This window comes from Cryobacterium sp. TMT1-66-1, assembly GCF_004403435.1.
GTDB lineage: Bacteria > Actinomycetota > Actinomycetes > Actinomycetales > Microbacteriaceae > Cryobacterium > Cryobacterium flavum.
In genome coordinates this window covers 150,891-166,521 of record NZ_SOGP01000023.1, presented here as the reverse complement: position 1 = coordinate 166,521, position 15,631 = coordinate 150,891, and the positions used below count along the sequence as shown (strand labels likewise).

18 protein-coding genes are annotated in these 15,631 nt (G+C 65.2%); 9 read left to right on the top strand and 9 right to left on the bottom strand.

What is annotated here, in order from left to right; genetic code table 11:
* Positions 1-7: 7 nt before the first annotated feature.
* Positions 8-3,412 (bottom strand): pyruvate carboxylase, encoded by a 3,405-nt coding sequence (locus tag E3T29_RS17075; RefSeq protein WP_134346719.1) that lies wholly within the window; start codon positions 3,410-3,412, stop codon positions 8-10.
* Positions 3,413-3,490: 78 nt separating this feature from the next.
* On the opposite strand from E3T29_RS17075, the gene E3T29_RS17070 reads away from it, so the two are divergent.
* On the top strand, positions 3,491-4,303 hold the full coding sequence (locus tag E3T29_RS17070; RefSeq protein ID WP_134346942.1) for a ParA family protein: 813 nt from the start codon (positions 3,491-3,493) through the stop codon (positions 4,301-4,303).
* Between the two features lie 186 nt (positions 4,304-4,489).
* Here the strand turns inward: E3T29_RS17070 and E3T29_RS17065 are convergent, their stop codons facing one another.
* From E3T29_RS17065 to E3T29_RS17035, 7 genes are all read right to left on the bottom strand, one after another.
* Positions 4,490-5,041 carry a MerR family transcriptional regulator gene (locus E3T29_RS17065; protein ID WP_092339744.1) on the bottom strand — a complete coding sequence of 184 codons (552 nt, stop codon included), beginning with the start codon at positions 5,039-5,041 and terminating at the stop codon, positions 4,490-4,492.
* Positions 5,042-5,329: 288 nt separating this feature from the next.
* Positions 5,330-6,028: a MerR family transcriptional regulator gene (locus E3T29_RS17060; protein ID WP_369827364.1), complete on the bottom strand. Its 699-nt coding sequence runs from the start codon at positions 6,026-6,028 to the stop codon at positions 5,330-5,332.
* A gap of 29 nt (positions 6,029-6,057) precedes the next feature.
* The gene (locus E3T29_RS17055; protein ID WP_092339870.1) at positions 6,058-6,492 is read right to left on the bottom strand and encodes an FHA domain-containing protein; all 435 of its coding nucleotides are present in this window, start codon (positions 6,490-6,492) and stop codon (positions 6,058-6,060) included.
* A gap of 190 nt (positions 6,493-6,682) precedes the next feature.
* Entirely contained in the window at positions 6,683-7,300 is a 618-nt protein-coding gene (locus E3T29_RS17050) for a CDP-alcohol phosphatidyltransferase family protein (RefSeq protein ID WP_233197507.1), read from the bottom strand.
* Between the two features lie 30 nt (positions 7,301-7,330).
* Positions 7,331-7,846, bottom strand: coding sequence for an NUDIX domain-containing protein (locus E3T29_RS17045; protein ID WP_092339743.1), 516 nt, complete (start codon positions 7,844-7,846; stop codon positions 7,331-7,333).
* A gap of 56 nt (positions 7,847-7,902) precedes the next feature.
* Positions 7,903-8,451, bottom strand: coding sequence for an adenine phosphoribosyltransferase (locus E3T29_RS17040; protein ID WP_092339742.1), 549 nt, complete (start codon positions 8,449-8,451; stop codon positions 7,903-7,905).
* Positions 8,452-8,460: 9 nt separating this feature from the next.
* The gene (locus E3T29_RS17035; protein WP_134346718.1) at positions 8,461-9,030 is read right to left on the bottom strand and encodes a MarR family winged helix-turn-helix transcriptional regulator; all 570 of its coding nucleotides are present in this window, start codon (positions 9,028-9,030) and stop codon (positions 8,461-8,463) included.
* An 82-nt stretch (positions 9,031-9,112) separates the two neighbouring features.
* On the opposite strand from E3T29_RS17035, the gene idi reads away from it, so the two are divergent.
* The 8 genes from idi to E3T29_RS16995 are packed head-to-tail and all read left to right on the top strand — an operon-like array spanning position 9,113 to position 15,194.
* Positions 9,113-9,652: an isopentenyl-diphosphate Delta-isomerase gene (gene idi, locus E3T29_RS17030; RefSeq protein WP_134346717.1), complete on the top strand. Its 540-nt coding sequence runs from the start codon at positions 9,113-9,115 to the stop codon at positions 9,650-9,652.
* On the top strand, positions 9,645-10,691 hold the full coding sequence (locus E3T29_RS17025; RefSeq protein ID WP_166789847.1) for a polyprenyl synthetase family protein: 1,047 nt from the start codon (positions 9,645-9,647) through the stop codon (positions 10,689-10,691). Before idi ends, E3T29_RS17025 begins: the two co-directional genes overlap by 8 nt.
* Positions 10,691-11,599 (top strand): squalene/phytoene synthase family protein, encoded by a 909-nt coding sequence (locus tag E3T29_RS17020; protein WP_134346715.1) that lies wholly within the window; start codon positions 10,691-10,693, stop codon positions 11,597-11,599. Before E3T29_RS17025 ends, E3T29_RS17020 begins: the two co-directional genes overlap by 1 nt.
* Positions 11,596-13,254: a phytoene desaturase family protein gene (gene crtI, locus E3T29_RS17015; protein ID WP_134346714.1), complete on the top strand. Its 1,659-nt coding sequence runs from the start codon at positions 11,596-11,598 to the stop codon at positions 13,252-13,254. Before E3T29_RS17020 ends, crtI begins: the two co-directional genes overlap by 4 nt.
* Positions 13,251-13,574, top strand: coding sequence for a lycopene cyclase domain-containing protein (locus tag E3T29_RS17010; RefSeq protein ID WP_092339736.1), 324 nt, complete (start codon positions 13,251-13,253; stop codon positions 13,572-13,574). Before crtI ends, E3T29_RS17010 begins: the two co-directional genes overlap by 4 nt.
* Positions 13,571-13,891, top strand: coding sequence for a lycopene cyclase domain-containing protein (locus tag E3T29_RS17005; protein WP_134346713.1), 321 nt, complete (start codon positions 13,571-13,573; stop codon positions 13,889-13,891). The genes E3T29_RS17010 and E3T29_RS17005 overlap by 4 nt, the downstream gene beginning before the upstream one ends.
* Positions 13,884-14,783: a prenyltransferase gene (locus E3T29_RS17000; RefSeq protein WP_134346712.1), complete on the top strand. Its 900-nt coding sequence runs from the start codon at positions 13,884-13,886 to the stop codon at positions 14,781-14,783. The genes E3T29_RS17005 and E3T29_RS17000 overlap by 8 nt, the downstream gene beginning before the upstream one ends.
* A gap of 33 nt (positions 14,784-14,816) precedes the next feature.
* On the top strand, positions 14,817-15,194 hold the full coding sequence (locus E3T29_RS16995; RefSeq protein WP_134346711.1) for an RNA-binding S4 domain-containing protein: 378 nt from the start codon (positions 14,817-14,819) through the stop codon (positions 15,192-15,194).
* 50 nt (positions 15,195-15,244) lie between these two features.
* Here E3T29_RS16995 and csrA read toward each other — a convergent pair whose 3' ends face one another.
* Positions 15,245-15,622 carry a carbon storage regulator CsrA gene (csrA, locus tag E3T29_RS20780; RefSeq protein WP_134346710.1) on the bottom strand — a complete coding sequence of 126 codons (378 nt, stop codon included), beginning with the start codon at positions 15,620-15,622 and terminating at the stop codon, positions 15,245-15,247.
* Between the last annotated feature and the right edge of the window lie 9 nt (positions 15,623-15,631).

Below are 15,631 nucleotides of genomic sequence, written 5' to 3'. Positions count from 1 at the left end.
CCTAATCTTAGCGCGGACGCACAACCACGAGCAGATCGCCCGCATCGACCTGCTGGGTGAGCGGGATGGCGACACGTTCGATGGTTCCGGCGATCGAGGTGGTGATCGCCGCTTCCATTTTCATGGCTTCGATCGACGCGACGCTTTGGCCGGCTTCAACGTGAGCGCCTTCCTCGACCTGCAGGGTGACCACGCCGGAGAAGGGTGCGGCGATCTGACCGGGCTGGTTGGCATCCGCTTTTTCGGCGATCTTGGTCTGCACCGTGATGCTCGTGTCGCGCACGAACACCGGGCGCAGCTGGCCGTTGAGGATGGTCATGACGGTGCGCATACCCTTGTCGTCGGCTTCACCGATGGCTTCCAGGCCCACGTAGAGTCGCACGCCCTTAGCGATTTCGACGGCGTGTTCCTGACCCTGCTGCAGGCCATAGAGATAATCGACGGTATCGATGACGGACAGGTCACCGTAGCTTTCCTTGACCTGTTCGAACTGGCGGGTCGGCGCCGGGAACAACAGCTGGTTGAGCATCGCGCGACGTTCGGCACTCGATGCGCCGAGGGCGGTGCGCTCCCCCGCGGTGATCTCGGTGACACCAACGCGTACGTCGCGGCCCGCGAGCACCTTGGTGCGGAACGGCTCCGGCCAGCCGCCGGGCAGTTCGCCGAGCTCGCCAGCCATGAATCCGATGACGGAGTCGGGCACATCGTACTTGTCAGGGTTCGCCTCGAAGTCGGCCGGGTCGGCCTTCACCGCGGCGAGGTAGAGGGCGAGGTCGCCGACCACCTTCGAAGACGGGGTCACCTTGGGCACGCGGCCGAGGATAGTGTTCGCGGCGGTGTACATGTCTTCAATTAGTTCGAAGTGGTCGGCCAAGCCGAGCGCGACGGCCTGGGTGCGCAGGTTGGAGAGCTGCCCGCCCGGGATCTCGTGCGAGTAGACCCGGCCGGTCGGGGCGGAGAGGCCCGATTCGAACGGCGTGTACAGGGTGCGCACGGCCTCCCAGTACGGTTCGAGGTCGGTCGTGGCCTTGAGCGAAATGCCGGTGTCCCGTTCGGTGTGAGCGAGGGCCGCCACCAGTGAGGATGCCGACGGCTGGCTGGTCGTGCCGGCCATCGGAGCCGAGGCCACGTCCACGGCGTCGGCGCCCGCACGGGCGGCCGCCAGCAGGGTGGCCAGCTGGCCGCCCGGAGTGTCGTGGGTGTGCACGTGCACCGGAAGGTCAAAGCGTTCGCGGAACGCGCTAACGAGCTTCTCGGCGGCGCTCGGGCGGAGCAGCCCGGCCATATCCTTGATGCCGATGACGTGGGCGCCGCTTTCGACGATCTGGTCGGCCAGGCGCAGGTAATAGTCGAGGGTGTAGAGGTTCTCGGCCGGGTCGAGCAGGTCGCCGGTGTAGCAGACGGCAACCTCGGCCAGGGCGGTACCGGTGTTCAGCACCGCGTCGATAGCCGGGCGCATCTGTGACACATCGTTGAGGGCGTCGAAGATGCGAAAGATGTCCACGCCGGTGTCCGTGGCCTCTCGCACGAACGCGTCGGTCACCTCGGTCGGGTACGGGGTGTAGCCCACCGTGTTGCGGCCGCGCAGCAGCATCTGCAGGTTGATGTTCGGCAGGGCTTCCCGCAGGGCGGCGAGGCGTTCCCACGGGTCTTCGCCGAGAAAACGCAGCGCCACGTCGTAGGTAGCGCCGCCCCAGCCCTCGACCGAGAGCAGCTGCGGGGTCAGCCGGGCCACATACGGTGCCACGGCCACGAGATCTTTGGTACGCACCCGGGTCGCCAGCAGCGACTGGTGGGCATCCCGGAACGTCGTGTCGGTGACGGCCAGAGCGGTTTGGGCCCGAAGATCGGCGGCGAATTTGGTCGGGCCGAGCAGCTGCAGCTTCTGGCGGGAGCCGTCGGGGGCCGGGGTCGTGATGTCGAGCTGCGGCAGCTTGTCGCGCGGGTGCACCGTGGTCGGCGGCACGCCGTTGGGCTGGTTGACCGTGACCTCGGCAAGCCAATTGAGAATCTTGGTGCCGCGGTCCTTGGATTCGCGGCCGCGCAGCAGCTCGGGGCGTTCGTCGATGAACGAGGTGCTCAGGTCGCCGGCGGCGAAGTCGGGGTCGTCGAGCACTGCCTGCAGAAAAGAGATGTTGGTGGAGACGCCGCGGATACGGAATTCGGCCAGCGCACGCTTGGACCGCACCACGGCGGCTGCATAGTCACGGCCGCGGCAGGTGAGCTTGGCGAGCATCGAGTCGAAGTGCGGGCTGATCTGCGCGCCCGTGTTGACCGTGCCACCATCCAAGCGGATGCCGGCGCCGCCGGGTGACCGGTAGGTGGTGATCTTGCCGGTGTCCGGGCGGAACCCGGCCGCGGGGTCCTCGGTGGTGATGCGGCACTGCAGTGCCGCGCCGCGCAGGCGGATCTCGCCCTGCGTGAGGCCGATCTCGGCCAGGGTCTCCCCCGCCGCGATGCGGATCTGCGCCTGTACGAGGTCGACATCGGTGACCTCTTCGGTCACGGTGTGCTCCACCTGGATGCGCGGGTTCATTTCGATGAACACGTGCTGGCCGGCGCGTTCGCCGACGGTGTCGAGCAGGAACTCCACGGTGCCGGCGTTGACATACCCGATCGAGCGGGCGAACTTGATGGCGTCGGCGTAGAGCTGCACCCGGATCTCATCGCTCAGGTTCGGCGCCGGAGCGATCTCGATGACCTTCTGGTGGCGACGCTGCACCGAGCAGTCGCGCTCGAACAGATGCACCGTCTCACCGGCGGCATCCGCCAGAATCTGCACTTCGATGTGACGGGGGCGCAGCACTGCGGCCTCGAGGAACATCGTGGCGTCGCCGAAGGCGCTGTTCGCCTCGCGCATGGCTTCTTCGAGGGCGCCGCGCAGCTCGCTCTTCTTGGCGACGCGGCGCATGCCGCGCCCGCCACCGCCGGCGACGGCCTTGGCAAAGATGGGGAAGCCAATTTCATCGGCCTGGCTAATGAGCAGTTCGACGTCGGTCGATGGCTGCGTCGATTTCAACACCGGAACGCCGGCCGCAATGGCGTGCTCTTTCGCGGTGACCTTATTGCCGGCCATTTCGAGCACGTCGGCGCCGGGGCCGATGAAGGTGATGCCGGCCTGGGCGCACGCATCGGCGAGCTCGGGGTTCTCCGACAGAAAACCGTAGCCGGGGTAGATGGCGTCAGCGCCACATTCCTTGGCCACCCGGATGATTTCACTCACGTCGAGATACGCACGAACCGGATGCCCGGTCTCACCAATCTGGTACGCCTCGTCGGCTTTCAGACGGTGCAACGAGTTACGATCCTCGAATGGAAACACCGCCACAGTCTTGGCTCCGAGCTCGTAAGCCGCACGCATGGCACGGATCGCGATCTCTCCGCGGTTGGCAACAAGGATTTTCTCAAACATGCAAGCCTTTCGAGGGCGTACGGGGCGCACAGCTAACGGTTAGGTTCTCTAACCCTAGTGAAGGTAACCTTGCTACTCATGCACGTACTCAGCGTAAGTTCCCTCAAGGGTGGTGTCGGCAAGACCACTGTGACCCTTGGTCTGGCTTCTGCTGCCTTCGCCCGCGGCGTGCGCACACTCGTTGTGGATCTCGATCCGCAGTCTGACGTGTCAACCGGTATGGATATCCAGGTAGCCGGTCACCTCAACGTTGCCGATGTTCTCGGCTCACCCAAGGAAAAGACGGTGCGCGCGGCTATTGCCCCGAGCGGCTGGACCCGCAACCGTTCCGGCACGATCGACGTCATGATCGGCAGCCCGTCGGCGATCAACTTTGACGGGCCGCACCCGAGCATCCGCGATATCTGGAAACTCGAGGAAGCGCTCTCGACGATCGAGAAAGACTATGAGCTCGTGCTCATCGACTGTGCACCGTCGCTCAACGCCCTCACCCGCACCGCGTGGGCCGCGAGCGACCGCGTCGCGGTCGTTACAGAGCCCGGCCTGTTCTCGGTTGCTGCAGCAGACCGTGCGCTGCGCGCGATCGAAGAAATTCGTCGAGGCCTCAGCCCGCGCCTGCAGCCGCTCGGCATCATTGTGAACCGGGCCCGCATGGCGTCGCTCGAGCACCAGTTTCGCATCAAGGAGTTGCGCGACATGTTTGGGCCGCTCGTGCTCAGCCCGCAACTGCCGGAGCGTACGTCGCTGCAGCAGGCGCAGGGCGCCGCGAAGCCGCTGCACATCTGGCCGGGCGACAGTGCGCTCGAGATGGCGGGCTACTTCGACCAGTTGCTCGACCGGGTGCTGCGCACGGCGCGCATCGGCGAGTACGCCGAGGCCCCTGCGGTCTAGTTCGAACCTAGGCTTCTGCGAGGTCGCTAAATCGAGCTTGGGCTTCTGCGCAGATGCAGCCTGGCCAGAATCCCAGCGCACCGCGGAGCGCGGGACTTACGCCAATACGCCCCAGTTTCGCCTCGCGCGCAGCGGCGCAAGTCCCGCACACGCGAATGGCGGGCACCTCGGACCGAAAAGCGGACGCTAGGAGATTTTGCGGGTGGAACGACGGGCGGCGAGCTCGTCGGCGGGGTCGACCGGATGCATGTCGAGTTCGACCAGGCTAGTCTCGACCTCGCGGAGAACTTTGCCCACGGCGATCCCGAAGACGCCCTGGCCGCGGCTGACCAGGTCGATGACCTCATCGTTGGAGGTGCACAGGTAGACGCTCGCGCCGTCGCTCATGAGCGTGGTCTGGGCGAGGTCGCTGATTCCCGACTCGCGCAGCTGGTTGACCGCGGTGCGAATCTGTTGCAGAGAGATGCCGGTGTCGAGCAGACGTTTGACAAGCTTGAGCACGAGGATGTCGCGAAAGCCGTAGAGGCGCTGGGAACCAGAACCGGCCGCGCCACGCACCGTGGGTTCGACCAGGCCGGTGCGGGCCCAGTAGTCGAGCTGACGGTAGCTGATGCCGGCCGCACGCGCGGCGACAGCGCCGCGGTAGCCGGAGTTTTCATCAAGCTCGGGCATGCCATCGGTGAACAGCAGTCCTAACGAGTAACGCGAAGCGTCAGCGTCAGGCTTGAGCTCACTCATATGGGTTGCCTCTCGGGGGTTACGCGGTGCCGTGACCTGCAGCTGCGATGAAGCGAGCGTAAAGCCACTGTGTTGCGGAATTATCTGTGGTGCGGACGTGAACGGAATACTGATGTTATGACGATGTCCTGCTGTGGATCGCTCTACCTACGGTACCGAGGTGAGGTGCCTCGCAGCATGACATTCGCGTGACCGATTTGGCGTGTCGGTCGAGTGCAGGCGGCCCCGCCAGGAAGCGACCGGATCAAATCGACGACGGTGTCTCTTGAACCTGAATCAGTCTACGACCTAGTTGGTCAGTCGGCCCAGTGCGGAGCGAATCAGGCTGCCTCGAATGACCTCGAGTTGCCCGGCGATTTCGACCGCCATTTCAGCTGCCTTCGCCCGGCTGGAGGCGTCTTTACGCCGGGCGAGCGGCACGAGCGCACTTTCGATGAGGCCGAGTTCGCGTTCCGCCGCACCGCGAAAGCCTCGGAGGTGCCGCGGTTCGATTCCACTGCGTTGCAGCTCGACGAGGGCCCGCAGCACGTGCAGCACGCTGTCGCCGTAGTGTTCGGCGGGCAGAATGATCGACGCGGAGACAGCATCGTGCAGGAGCGTGGCGGATGCCCCGGCTTCGCGCAGCAGTTCGTCGCGGGTGAGACGACGCGACGTGCCGAGCATCGACGCTCCGGGGGTGGTTCCGCCAGGCAAGACCGGCGACAGCCCGGCATCCAGATCATCCAGATAGGAGCGGATGACCTTCAAGGGAAGGTACTGATAGCGCTGCATCGACAGGATCAGTCGCAGGCGATCGACGTCGCTGGTGCAGAACTTGCGGTAACCGGATTCCGTGCGGGCCGGGGCGACGAGGCCCTGTTCCTCGAGAAAGCGCAGCTTCGACGGAGTCAGTTCGGTGAATTCCGGGGTGAGGCGTGCCAGGACCTGGCCGATACTCAGCAGCGGCGCTGATCCCGGAGCTTGCCCTTGAGCTTCCGACACAGACACGGAACGAGCCTGGGCGGAGTTTGCCGCCACTACTCGCTCGCCGCGCGGGCGAGGTCGAGGCGCGACGCGTAGAAGGTGAGACGAAACTTGCCGACCTGCACCTCGGCGCCGTCGGTCAGAGCAGCGGTTTCGATGCGCTCACCATCGAAGTACGTGCCGTTGAGCGAGCCGAGGTCTTTCACCGTGAAGGTTGTGCCGTTACGCAGGAACTCGGCGTGCCGACGCGAGACCGTGACGTCGTCGAGAAAGATGTCGGCGTTCGGGTGGCGACCGACGCTCGTGAGATCGGCGTCCAGCAGAAAACGGGCACCGGCATTGGGTCCGCGACGAACGACCATGAGCGCCGACCCGGAGGGCAGAGCGGCGATGGATTCCTGCTCCTCGGCCGTGACGTTCGAGTTGATCGACGCGATCTGGGCGGCGAACTCCTGGCTGAAATTCATCGTCGTGTCGGTGCTGAGCATGTCGTGCACCGTGGTCGATGCGCCGGGCGTCTCGACACCGGTGGAGCCAGGAGTAGAGGATGCTGGGGTGGACTGCGCCTTGCTGGGCATTGCTTCGCCTGTCGTCGGGTTTTCGGGCTGATCTGTGGGCACGGCCTCGTTCTGCTCCTCGGAATTATTCTTTCCGGCTAGATCGACCATCATGCACCTCCTATCGTTCCAGCGTATCGGAAGATACACCCGGGGCGACCCTTGGCAGCCGAATCACTCGCATCGTTTCAATGGCATAAATAATGCCGGCCCACCAGTACAGAAAAGCGCCCCAGAGACCGAACGCCCAGCCCATCGGCTGCGACCACCATTCCAGTGCAGGAAAGGCCTGTCCGAGCATGATCATCGGCAGGGCGTAGAACAGGCAGAAGGTCGCCACCTTGCCGAGGTGGTGCACCGGCAGCGGGCCAAACCCATAGTTTGCGAGGATGACGCCCAAGGCCAGCAGAAAGACGTCACGCCCCACGATGACCAGCACAATCCACCACGGGACCAGATCGCGCCAGGCGAGTCCGATCAGAGCCGCAAAGATATAGAGGCGATCGGCGGCCGGGTCCAGCAGTTGGCCGAGGCGGGTGATCTGGTTCCAGCGCCGCGCGAGAAACCCGTCGAGCCAGTCGGTGAAACTGGAGATGCTGAGCACGACCAAAGCCCAGGCATCCTCTCCCTGGGCGAGGAGTACGAGAAAAACCGGCACCAGTACCAGCCGCAGCAGGCTCAGCACGTTGGGCAGGGTGAGCACCCGATCGCTCACCACCCCGTTCACTGCCGTCGTCACGAGAAAGAGTCTATCGAGTGGGGCCAGATTTCAATCCAGCCGCCCCCGCAGCGTGGGCCAGCTGGCAGCGAAACCGGGATGAAGGGCGAGTAGATCAACGGAACCAGCCGGAACCCAGCGCAGGGCAATGCTCTCCTGGTCGCTGATCACCGGTTCGAACTCCTCGGTCGCCTCCACGACGACGGTCGTGTACGACCAGAATCCGAGGTCGAATAGGGACGTGAATTTGACCTGCACCAGGTGCGCTGGCACGCCGGCCTCTTCCCTTGCTTCGCGCAGGGCGGCGTCGATCGCACTTTCGTTCTCGTGGCGAGCTCCACCCGGAAGCCCCCACGTATCGCCGAAATGACTCCAGACGGCGCGATGCTGCAGCAACACTCCGAGGCGCGGATGATGAACGAGGAGTCCGGCCGCACCGAATCGGCCCCAGAATTTGCGACCATCGGGAGCGTGAACCCAGGCGTCGCCGCTGTCCCGGCCCGGGCCGACCGGCGGAACGGCCGCCCCGCGCGCGACGCTCGCATCGACACCCGAACTCTCAGTCATGCTCCAAGCATGCCCCACGCAGCCCTGAGGTTCGTACGAAATTTGGCTCAGCTGACCTAGATCGACATGATCGCGTGTACCGCCGTGGTGCCCAGACGCTCACGACCGTGCAGGTCGGTCAGCTCGAGCACGACACCGACGCCGGTGAGGGTGTAGCCGGCCCGATCGATGAGACGGCTCGTGGCCGCGATCGTGCCACCCGTGGCGAGGACGTCGTCAAGGATGAGAACTCGGCTGCCGGCCGGCAGCTGGCCGATTTCGAGTTCGAGTCGGGCCGAGCCGTATTCCAACTCGTATTCTTCGGTCAGCACGGTGCCTGGCAGCTTGCCGCCCTTACGCACGGCCAGGACAGCCACGTTCGCCGCGTACCCAACTGCGGCCGCCAGCAGAAAACCGCGAGCCTCGATACCGGCTACGGCATCGAATCGGCCTCGGTGCTGGTCGGCCAGGTCGTCGATGATTGCGCGAAAAGCGACCGCGTCGGCGAATACCGGGTTGAGGTCGCGGAACAGGATGTCAGGCTTGGGAAAATCGGGGTACGAGGCCAGCAGGGCCTCAACGTAGGAGGCGGCAGATTTCGGCGCAGTGGCAGAGAGTTGAGTCACTGATCCATCTTAAGCGGATGCCGGCTCCCCGCCCGGCGCTGCAGCGGCCGCCGCTTCCCGGGCCACTGTGTCCGGGTGCGGCATCATGGCGATGGCGCTCATCGCGTCGAGAAAATGCACAACGGCCGCCTGGTGGTCGGCGGAGAGCCCCACGGCGACCTGCATGAGCTGCTGGTGCGTTCCCGACAGCGCCTGCCGCATCTGCTCGTGCGAGGACGAGGTAGCGAACAGACGCTGGGCCCGACCGTCATCCGGGTTCACCTCCCGGCGAATGTGGCCAGACGCCGTGAGCCTGGAGAGGAGCTTCGCGGTGGCGGCCGACGAGATGTTCAGGAATTCGCTGAGATCCTTGGGGCTGGCGACGCGGTTTTGGCGTTCGCAGGCGATGAGGTGACGGATGGCCATCAGGTCTGTTTCATTGATCTGCATCTCAGCCTGGGCGCGCTGACGCATCGCGGCGTCGGCCACGCGAAACCGGCGCACGGCACGCAAAACCTCCATGGCCGAAGAAACTCCGGCGTTCTTGGGGTCGTACCAGTACGTCCCGGGCGCTGGGGGGTTACTCTCATCGTGGGACATATCCCCATGGTAACGTGGGCAGTCGCTAACTTGGTTAGTTATTTCCGATCATGTTAAGGTTACAAAAAGAAGGGGAGCACACGTGCACACCGCCAATACCCTTGATGAGCACGTAATCCTCCTCGATGACGAGGGCCGCCACATTGGTACCGCGCCGAAGCACAGCATCCACGGATCGGACACCGTCCTGCACCTGGCGTTCTCGTGTTATGTCCTCAATCCGCTCGGCGAAGTGCTCGTCACTCGACGGGCGCTGACCAAGAAGGCCTGGCCGGGTGTCTGGACCAACTCGTTTTGTGGGCATCCGCTTCCCACCGAACCGCTGACGCAGGCCGTCACCCGCCGGGCCGGATTTGAACTCGGGCTCGAGCTCGACCACATCGATCTCGCACTCCCCCAGTTTCGGTACCGTGCCACCGACAGTAATGGCATCGTCGAGAACGAGATCTGCCCCGTCTATCTGGCCACGACCGTCGCCGAACCCACGCCGAACCCCGACGAGGTCGCCGAATACGCCTGGACCCGCCCCGCAGACCTGTACCGGGCAGTGACGGATGCCCCGTGGGCGTTCAGCCCGTGGATGGCTCTGCAGGTGCAGCAGCTGGACACTTTTCGTGCTTGACACGGTCGCGACGGGCGTCGAAACCGAACTGACCCGGTTTTTCGCGGCCGCACGACTGCGCGCGAGCGACTACGGCGAGCACTATGTGGCGTTGTGGGATTCCCTGGAGCAGGCCAGCAGTGGCGGCAAGCGCGTGCGCCCCGCGCTCGTGCTCGCCGCCTATGCCGGTTTCGGTGGTCGTGATCAGTCCCTGGTAGCACCGGTCGCCGTGAGCTTTGAGCTGCTGCACACGGCATTTCTGATTCACGACGATGTCATCGACCGCGACCTGGCGCGTCGCGGGGTCGCCAACATTGCCGGGCGTTTCAACGACCGGGCGCTCGCGCACGGAGCCGTTGCCGACCAGGCCGGGGTCTGGGCGGCGGCGGCCGCTATTCTCGCCGGCGACCTGGCGCTCAGTGAGGCGCATCGGGCGCTGGCCAAGCTGCCGGTCGACGTGCACACCAGGCTGCGGCTGCTCGACCTGCTCGACCGGGCGGTGTTCGTCTCGGCCGCCGGGGAATTGGCCGACGTGACCAACAGTTCGGCGCAGCATCCGCTCAGCGTGGAGGAGGTCATCACCACCCTGGAGAACAAAACCGCCGTCTACTCCTTCGAAGCGCCGCTCCAAGCCGGGGCGGTGCTGGCCGGAGCCTCGGCCGAGGCGATTCGCCTGCTCGGGCGGTACGGACGTCTCGTCGGGGTGGCCTTTCAGCTCACCGACGATCTGCTCGGGGTGTTCGGCGACCCGGTCAAGACCGGCAAGAGCGTCACCGCCGACCTGCGCGAGGGCAAGCAGACCGCGCTGATCGCCCACGCCGGCGGCACCGAGAGCTGGTCGCTGATTGCGCCGTATCTCGGCAAGATCGACCTCAGCGAGGAGGAAGCGGAACGGGCGCGGGAGCACCTGCGCGCCTGCGGTGCGAAAGCGGCCGCTGAGGGGCTGGCCTACGACCATTCTCGACTGGCAGTCGACACGCTCGACCCGGCGATCATTCCCGCCGAGCTGCGGGCAACCCTGATCGAGTTGGCCGAGGCCGCCGTGAATCGGGCCCGCTGATGACGCCGCTGCGAGCAGTATCGTCTCGAACGGCCTCCGACACGAATCTGCTCAAATACGCGGAGACCGCGCGGGCCAGTTCCGCGACGGTGATCGGACACTATTCCACGTCGTTCGGCCTTGCCGCCCGGCTGCTCGACTCCCGGGTGCGCACCCCGGTACGAACGATCTATGCCCTCGTGCGCATCGCCGACGAGATCGTCGACGGAGCCGCCACCGAGGCCGGCGTCGGGATAGAGGAACAGCGGCAGCTGCTGGACGAACTCGAACTAGAAACCGAACGTGCCATCGTGCGTGGTTACAGCACCAATCTGGTCGTGCACGCCTTTGCCGCTACGGCCAGGCAGTGCGGAATCGACTCCAGCCTGATCGCCCCCTTCTTCGCGTCGATGCGCCGTGACCTTGACCCGACCCCGTTCAGCGCTGAGGGCGTAGCCGAGTACATTTACGGTTCAGCCGAGGTGATCGGGCTCATGTGCCTGCGCACTTTCGTGCACTGGTCCCCGCGCAACGACTCCGAACTCAGTGTGCTCGAAGACGGTGCACGCCACCTCGGCGCGGCTTTTCAGAAGATCAATTTTCTGCGCGACTTGTCCTGTGATCGCGAGGTCCTCGGCCGCAATTATTTTCCGGGGATCGACCCGCTGCACCTCACCGACGCGCAGAAGAACGTGATCCTCGACGACATCGATGCCGACCTCGCAATTGCCAGTGCCGTTCTGCCGCTGCTGCCTGCTGGCTGCCGGCGCGCCGTCGCCGCCGCACAGGGCCTGTTCACCCGGCTGTCCCGACGGCTGCGGTCGACCCCGGCCAACCAGTTATTGCGCTCCCGCGTGCGGGTGCCGGATGGAGAGAAACTAATGATCGCCCTGAACTCCACCATCGGCCGCGGCGCGTGGAAGCGATGACACGCACCATCGTGATCGGCGGCGGGATCGCCGGTCTGGCCAGCGCCGCCCTGCTTGCCAGGGAAGGCCACGACGTCACCCTCCTGGAATCCCGCGCCGAACTCGGCGGCCGGGCCGGCCTCTGGGAGACCGAAGGATTTCGCTTCGACACGGGCCCATCGTGGTACCTGATGCCGGAGGTGTTCGAGCACTTCTACCGTCTGTTCGGCTCCAGCTCGGCCGAGCAGCTCGACCTCGTGAAACTCGACCCCGGCTACCGGGTGCTCTTTGAGGGTGACCCTGTTCCGGTGGATATTCGCGCCGACCGGGCCGCAAACATCCGCTTGTTTGAATCGGTGCAGCCGGGGGCCGGACGGGCGCTCGATCGGTATCTCGACTCGGCGACCGAAACCTATGACATGGCCGTGAAGCGATTTCTGTATTCGAGCTACGAATCGTTCCGCCCGTTCCTGGTGCCCGACGTACTGCGCCGTCTCGGTCGACTGGCGCGTCTGCTGCTGCAACCGCTCGACAAATTCGTCGCGGGCTTCGTGACTGACGCACGGCTGCGTCAGATTCTCGGGTACCCCGCGGTCTTCCTGGGTTCGGCGCCCAACCTCACGCCGTCGATGTATCACCTGATGAGTCATCTCGACCTCGCCGACGGAGTGCTTTACCCGCAGGGCGGATTCAGCACGCTGATCGACAGCATCGCAGCGATAGCCCGATCCGAAGGCGTTCGAGTGATCACCGAAGCTACGGTCACCGCTATTCGGGTGAACGGTGACAAAACCGTCGCCGGGGTCAGCTACCGGGATTCCGCTGGGCAGTCGGTGAGCCTCGACTCCGAAAGCGTCGTCTCGGCCGCCGACCTGCACCACACCGAAACCGAATTGGTGCCGACCGCACTGCAGACCTACCCGGAACGCTGGTGGCAGAAACGCCGGTCGGGCCCGGGAGCCGTGTTGGTCATGCTCGGCGTGAGCGGTGAGCTCCCCCAGCTGCAACACCACTCACTGTTTTTCACGACGGACTGGGGCAAGAACTTCGGCCAGATCTTCGGTAAGACGACATCGGTGCCGTCGCCCGCGTCGCTGTACGTCTGCATGCCGAGCGCGACCGACCCCTCGGTCGCACCGACCGGCGACAGCAACCTGTTCGTGCTCGTGCCCGTTCCGGCCGATGTGGCCCTCGGTGCCGGCGGCATCAACGGTGCCGGTTCAGTCACGATCGAGCTGATAGCGGATGCCGCCATCGCGCAGATCGCCCAGTGGGCCGGAATCCCCGACCTCGCCGCCCGCATCACGGTGCGACGCACCGTCGGCCCGGCCGACTTCGCCGACGACCTGAATAGCTGGAAGGGCGGCGCTCTCGGGCCGGCCCACACGCTACGACAGAGCGCCTTCATGCGCGGATCGAATATGTCGAAGAAGATTTCCGGCCTGTATTACGCTGGCGGCACCACGATTCCCGGCATCGGACTGCCGATGTGCCTGATCAGCGCTGAAATTCTACTCAAGCGGATGCGCCACGACACCAGCACCGGACCGCTGCCCGAACCGCTGCCGGCCCGGCCAGGCCGGCCGGCCGTGCCTGGCGGATTCGGAGGATTCGGAGGATTCGGAGGATTCGGAGGATATTCCGACACCCCAGCGGAGTCTGCGCCGCCCTCGTGAGCGTTCTGTACCTGCTGACGCTGCTGGTCTCGCTTGGAGGCATGGTGGTGCTGGACTGGCGTTTTCGGCTGTTTTTCTGGCGTTCGCCCGGCCGGGCAGCCCTGGTGCTCGGTATCGGTGTGCTGTTCTTTCTCGGCTGGGACCTCGCCGGCATCGGCCTGGGTATCTTCTACCGCGGGGAAACATCGCTGATGACCGGCGTGCAGCTGGCGCCGGAACTGCCGCTCGAGGAATTCTTCTTTCTCACTTTTCTCTGCTACCTCACCATGAACCTGGTGCAGGGGGCCCGGCTGGTTCAGGGCCGGCGGGCTACCAAGTGACCTACCTGCTCCTGAACGCGGTCTTTCTCGCCGTCGCCGCGCTCGTAGCCGCAGTGGCCGCCCTGCGCCGGTTGATTTCGGCTCGCTTCGTCGTGCGCGTTGCCTCCGCGCTGCTGCTGACACTGCTGCTCACGGCCCTGTTCGATAACCTGATGATTGGGGCTGGATTGTTCAGCTATGACCCGGAGCATATTTCGGGCCTGTTCGTTCTTCTCGCCCCGATCGAAGATTTTGCCTACCCGCTCGCCGCGGCGATTCTGCTTCCGGCGCTGTGGACATTGGTGGGCGGCACCAGGTTAGGACAAACGGATGACTGAGCAGCTCGGCACTTCAGGGTGGAAGACCCGGCAGGTTGTGCAGTCGTCGCGGCCGCTCAGCTGGATCAACACGGCTTTTCCGTTTGCCGCCGCCTACGTTGTGACCACCGGGCGTGTGGACGCGACGCTGATCGTGGGCACGCTGTTCTTTCTGATTCCGTACAACCTGCTGATGTACGGCATCAACGATGTTTTTGATTACGAGTCCGATTTGCGAAACCCCCGGAAGGGCGGCGCCGAGGGGGCGCTGCTGCACCCCGCACTGCACCGAACGGTGATTGCCGCGGGCGTCCTCAGCTGTGTGCTTGTCGGCGGTGCGATGGTGTGGTTGGCGGGGGCTGGACATCCGCTCTCCTGGGTCGTGCTTGCCGTCAGCCTGTTCGCTGTGGTGGCGTACTCGGTGCGCGGGTTGCGATTCAAGGAACGGCCCATTCTGGACTCGATCACCTCGAGCACCCACTTTGTCAGCCCCGCCATCTATGGCCTCGTCGTGGCCGGTGCCACCGTGAACCTCGGGCTGCTGGCCCTGCTCGCCGCCTTCTTTCTGTGGGGCATGGCCAGCCACGCCTTCGGTGCCGTACAGGACGTCGAGCCCGACCGCCAGGCCGGAATCGCGTCCATCGCGACAGCGCTCGGCGCCTGGCCGACGGTGCGCCTCGCGATCACCTTCTGGGGTCTGGCCGGTCTGCTGATGCTCGCCATCCCCTGGCCAGGGCCGCTCGCCGCGGTGCTGGCCGTTCCCTACATTCTGGCGGCGCTGCCGTTCTGGTCGGTCAGTGACGAGCTGTCCGAGAGCGCCAACCGCGGCTGGAAACGATTTCTCTGGCTCAATTTCTTCACCGGTTTTGTCGTGACCATGCTGCTGATCCTCTGGGTGCGGCAGGGCGGCTGATTTTCGACTCGGCCCGTTGGCTAGAGTGAAGGGATGGAGCTTACCTCTGCCCGCGTCGACAGCTGGAGCTGGGGCGTGCGCTTGTTCAAGACCCGATCAATGGCCACAACCGCCTGCCGCGCCGGGCACGTGCGGGTGAACGGCGACAAAGCCAAAGCCGCGCAGGCCCTGCACATCGGTGATGAGGTTCGTGTGCGCAGCGACGGTTTCGACCGGGTGCTGATCGTGTCGCGTCTCGTGGTCAAACGGGTCGGCGCCGTGATCGCCGCCGAGTGCTACGTCGACAAGACTCCCCCGCCACCGCCCCGCGAAGAGGTCGCACTCGTGCCGATGCGCGACCGCGGCGCCGGGCGCCCGACCAAGCGCGAGCGCCGAGAGATCGACGAGCTGCGGGGCCATATCAACGAGTGAGCACTACGACAAACGCACGTCAAAGCGGATGCTGCGCTTGCGCTGACCGCTCAGGCGTGTGTCGGCGGGTGCGGCAGAGCCGGCTTGGGCCGAGGCTCGGCTGATTTCGGTGCTGGGGCCGGTATCAGCGCTTCCGGTGTTACTGCGGGTGCTGGCTGCGCCTGGCGCGACTGGGCCGACTGGGCCGACTGCAGCGCGGCGAGAACGCCGAGGGATCGTTTGATGCGATCTTCGGCGGCGGTGTCGATGTGGCTCGCCGCGAGGTTTGCCTCGCTGACCGCGCGCACGACCTCGTCGCGTTGAATCTTCACGCCCCGCGGTGCGTCGATGCCGATGCGCACACTGTCGCCGCGGGCGTCAAGCACGGTGATGACGATATCGTCACCGATGAGGATCTTTTCCCCCGGTTTGCGTGTCAGAACGAGCATCGTTCCAGC

What these genes read in the sequence shown, in the direction of transcription:
- csrA (WP_134346710.1), bottom strand. Translation starts at nt 15,622, where the DNA reads ATGCTCGTTCTGACACGCAAACCGGGGGAAAAGATCCTCATCGGTGAC.
- crtI (WP_134346714.1), top strand. Translation starts at nt 11,596, where the DNA reads ATGACACGCACCATCGTGATCGGCGGCGGGATCGCCGGTCTGGCCAGC.
- E3T29_RS17065 (WP_092339744.1), bottom strand. Translation starts at nt 5,041, where the DNA reads ATGAGTGAGCTCAAGCCTGACGCTGACGCTTCGCGTTACTCGTTAGGA.
- E3T29_RS17075 (WP_134346719.1), bottom strand. Translation starts at nt 3,412, where the DNA reads ATGTTTGAGAAAATCCTTGTTGCCAACCGCGGAGAGATCGCGATCCGT.
- E3T29_RS17055 (WP_092339870.1), bottom strand. Translation starts at nt 6,492, where the DNA reads ATGCTCAGCACCGACACGACGATGAATTTCAGCCAGGAGTTCGCCGCC.
- E3T29_RS17000 (WP_134346712.1), top strand. Translation starts at nt 13,884, where the DNA reads ATGACTGAGCAGCTCGGCACTTCAGGGTGGAAGACCCGGCAGGTTGTG.
- E3T29_RS16995 (WP_134346711.1), top strand. Translation starts at nt 14,817, where the DNA reads ATGGAGCTTACCTCTGCCCGCGTCGACAGCTGGAGCTGGGGCGTGCGC.
- E3T29_RS17020 (WP_134346715.1), top strand. Translation starts at nt 10,691, where the DNA reads ATGACGCCGCTGCGAGCAGTATCGTCTCGAACGGCCTCCGACACGAAT.
- E3T29_RS17045 (WP_092339743.1), bottom strand. Translation starts at nt 7,846, where the DNA reads ATGACTGAGAGTTCGGGTGTCGATGCGAGCGTCGCGCGCGGGGCGGCC.
- E3T29_RS17070 (WP_134346942.1), top strand. Translation starts at nt 3,491, where the DNA reads ATGCACGTACTCAGCGTAAGTTCCCTCAAGGGTGGTGTCGGCAAGACC.
- E3T29_RS17035 (WP_134346718.1), bottom strand. Translation starts at nt 9,030, where the DNA reads ATGTCCCACGATGAGAGTAACCCCCCAGCGCCCGGGACGTACTGGTAC.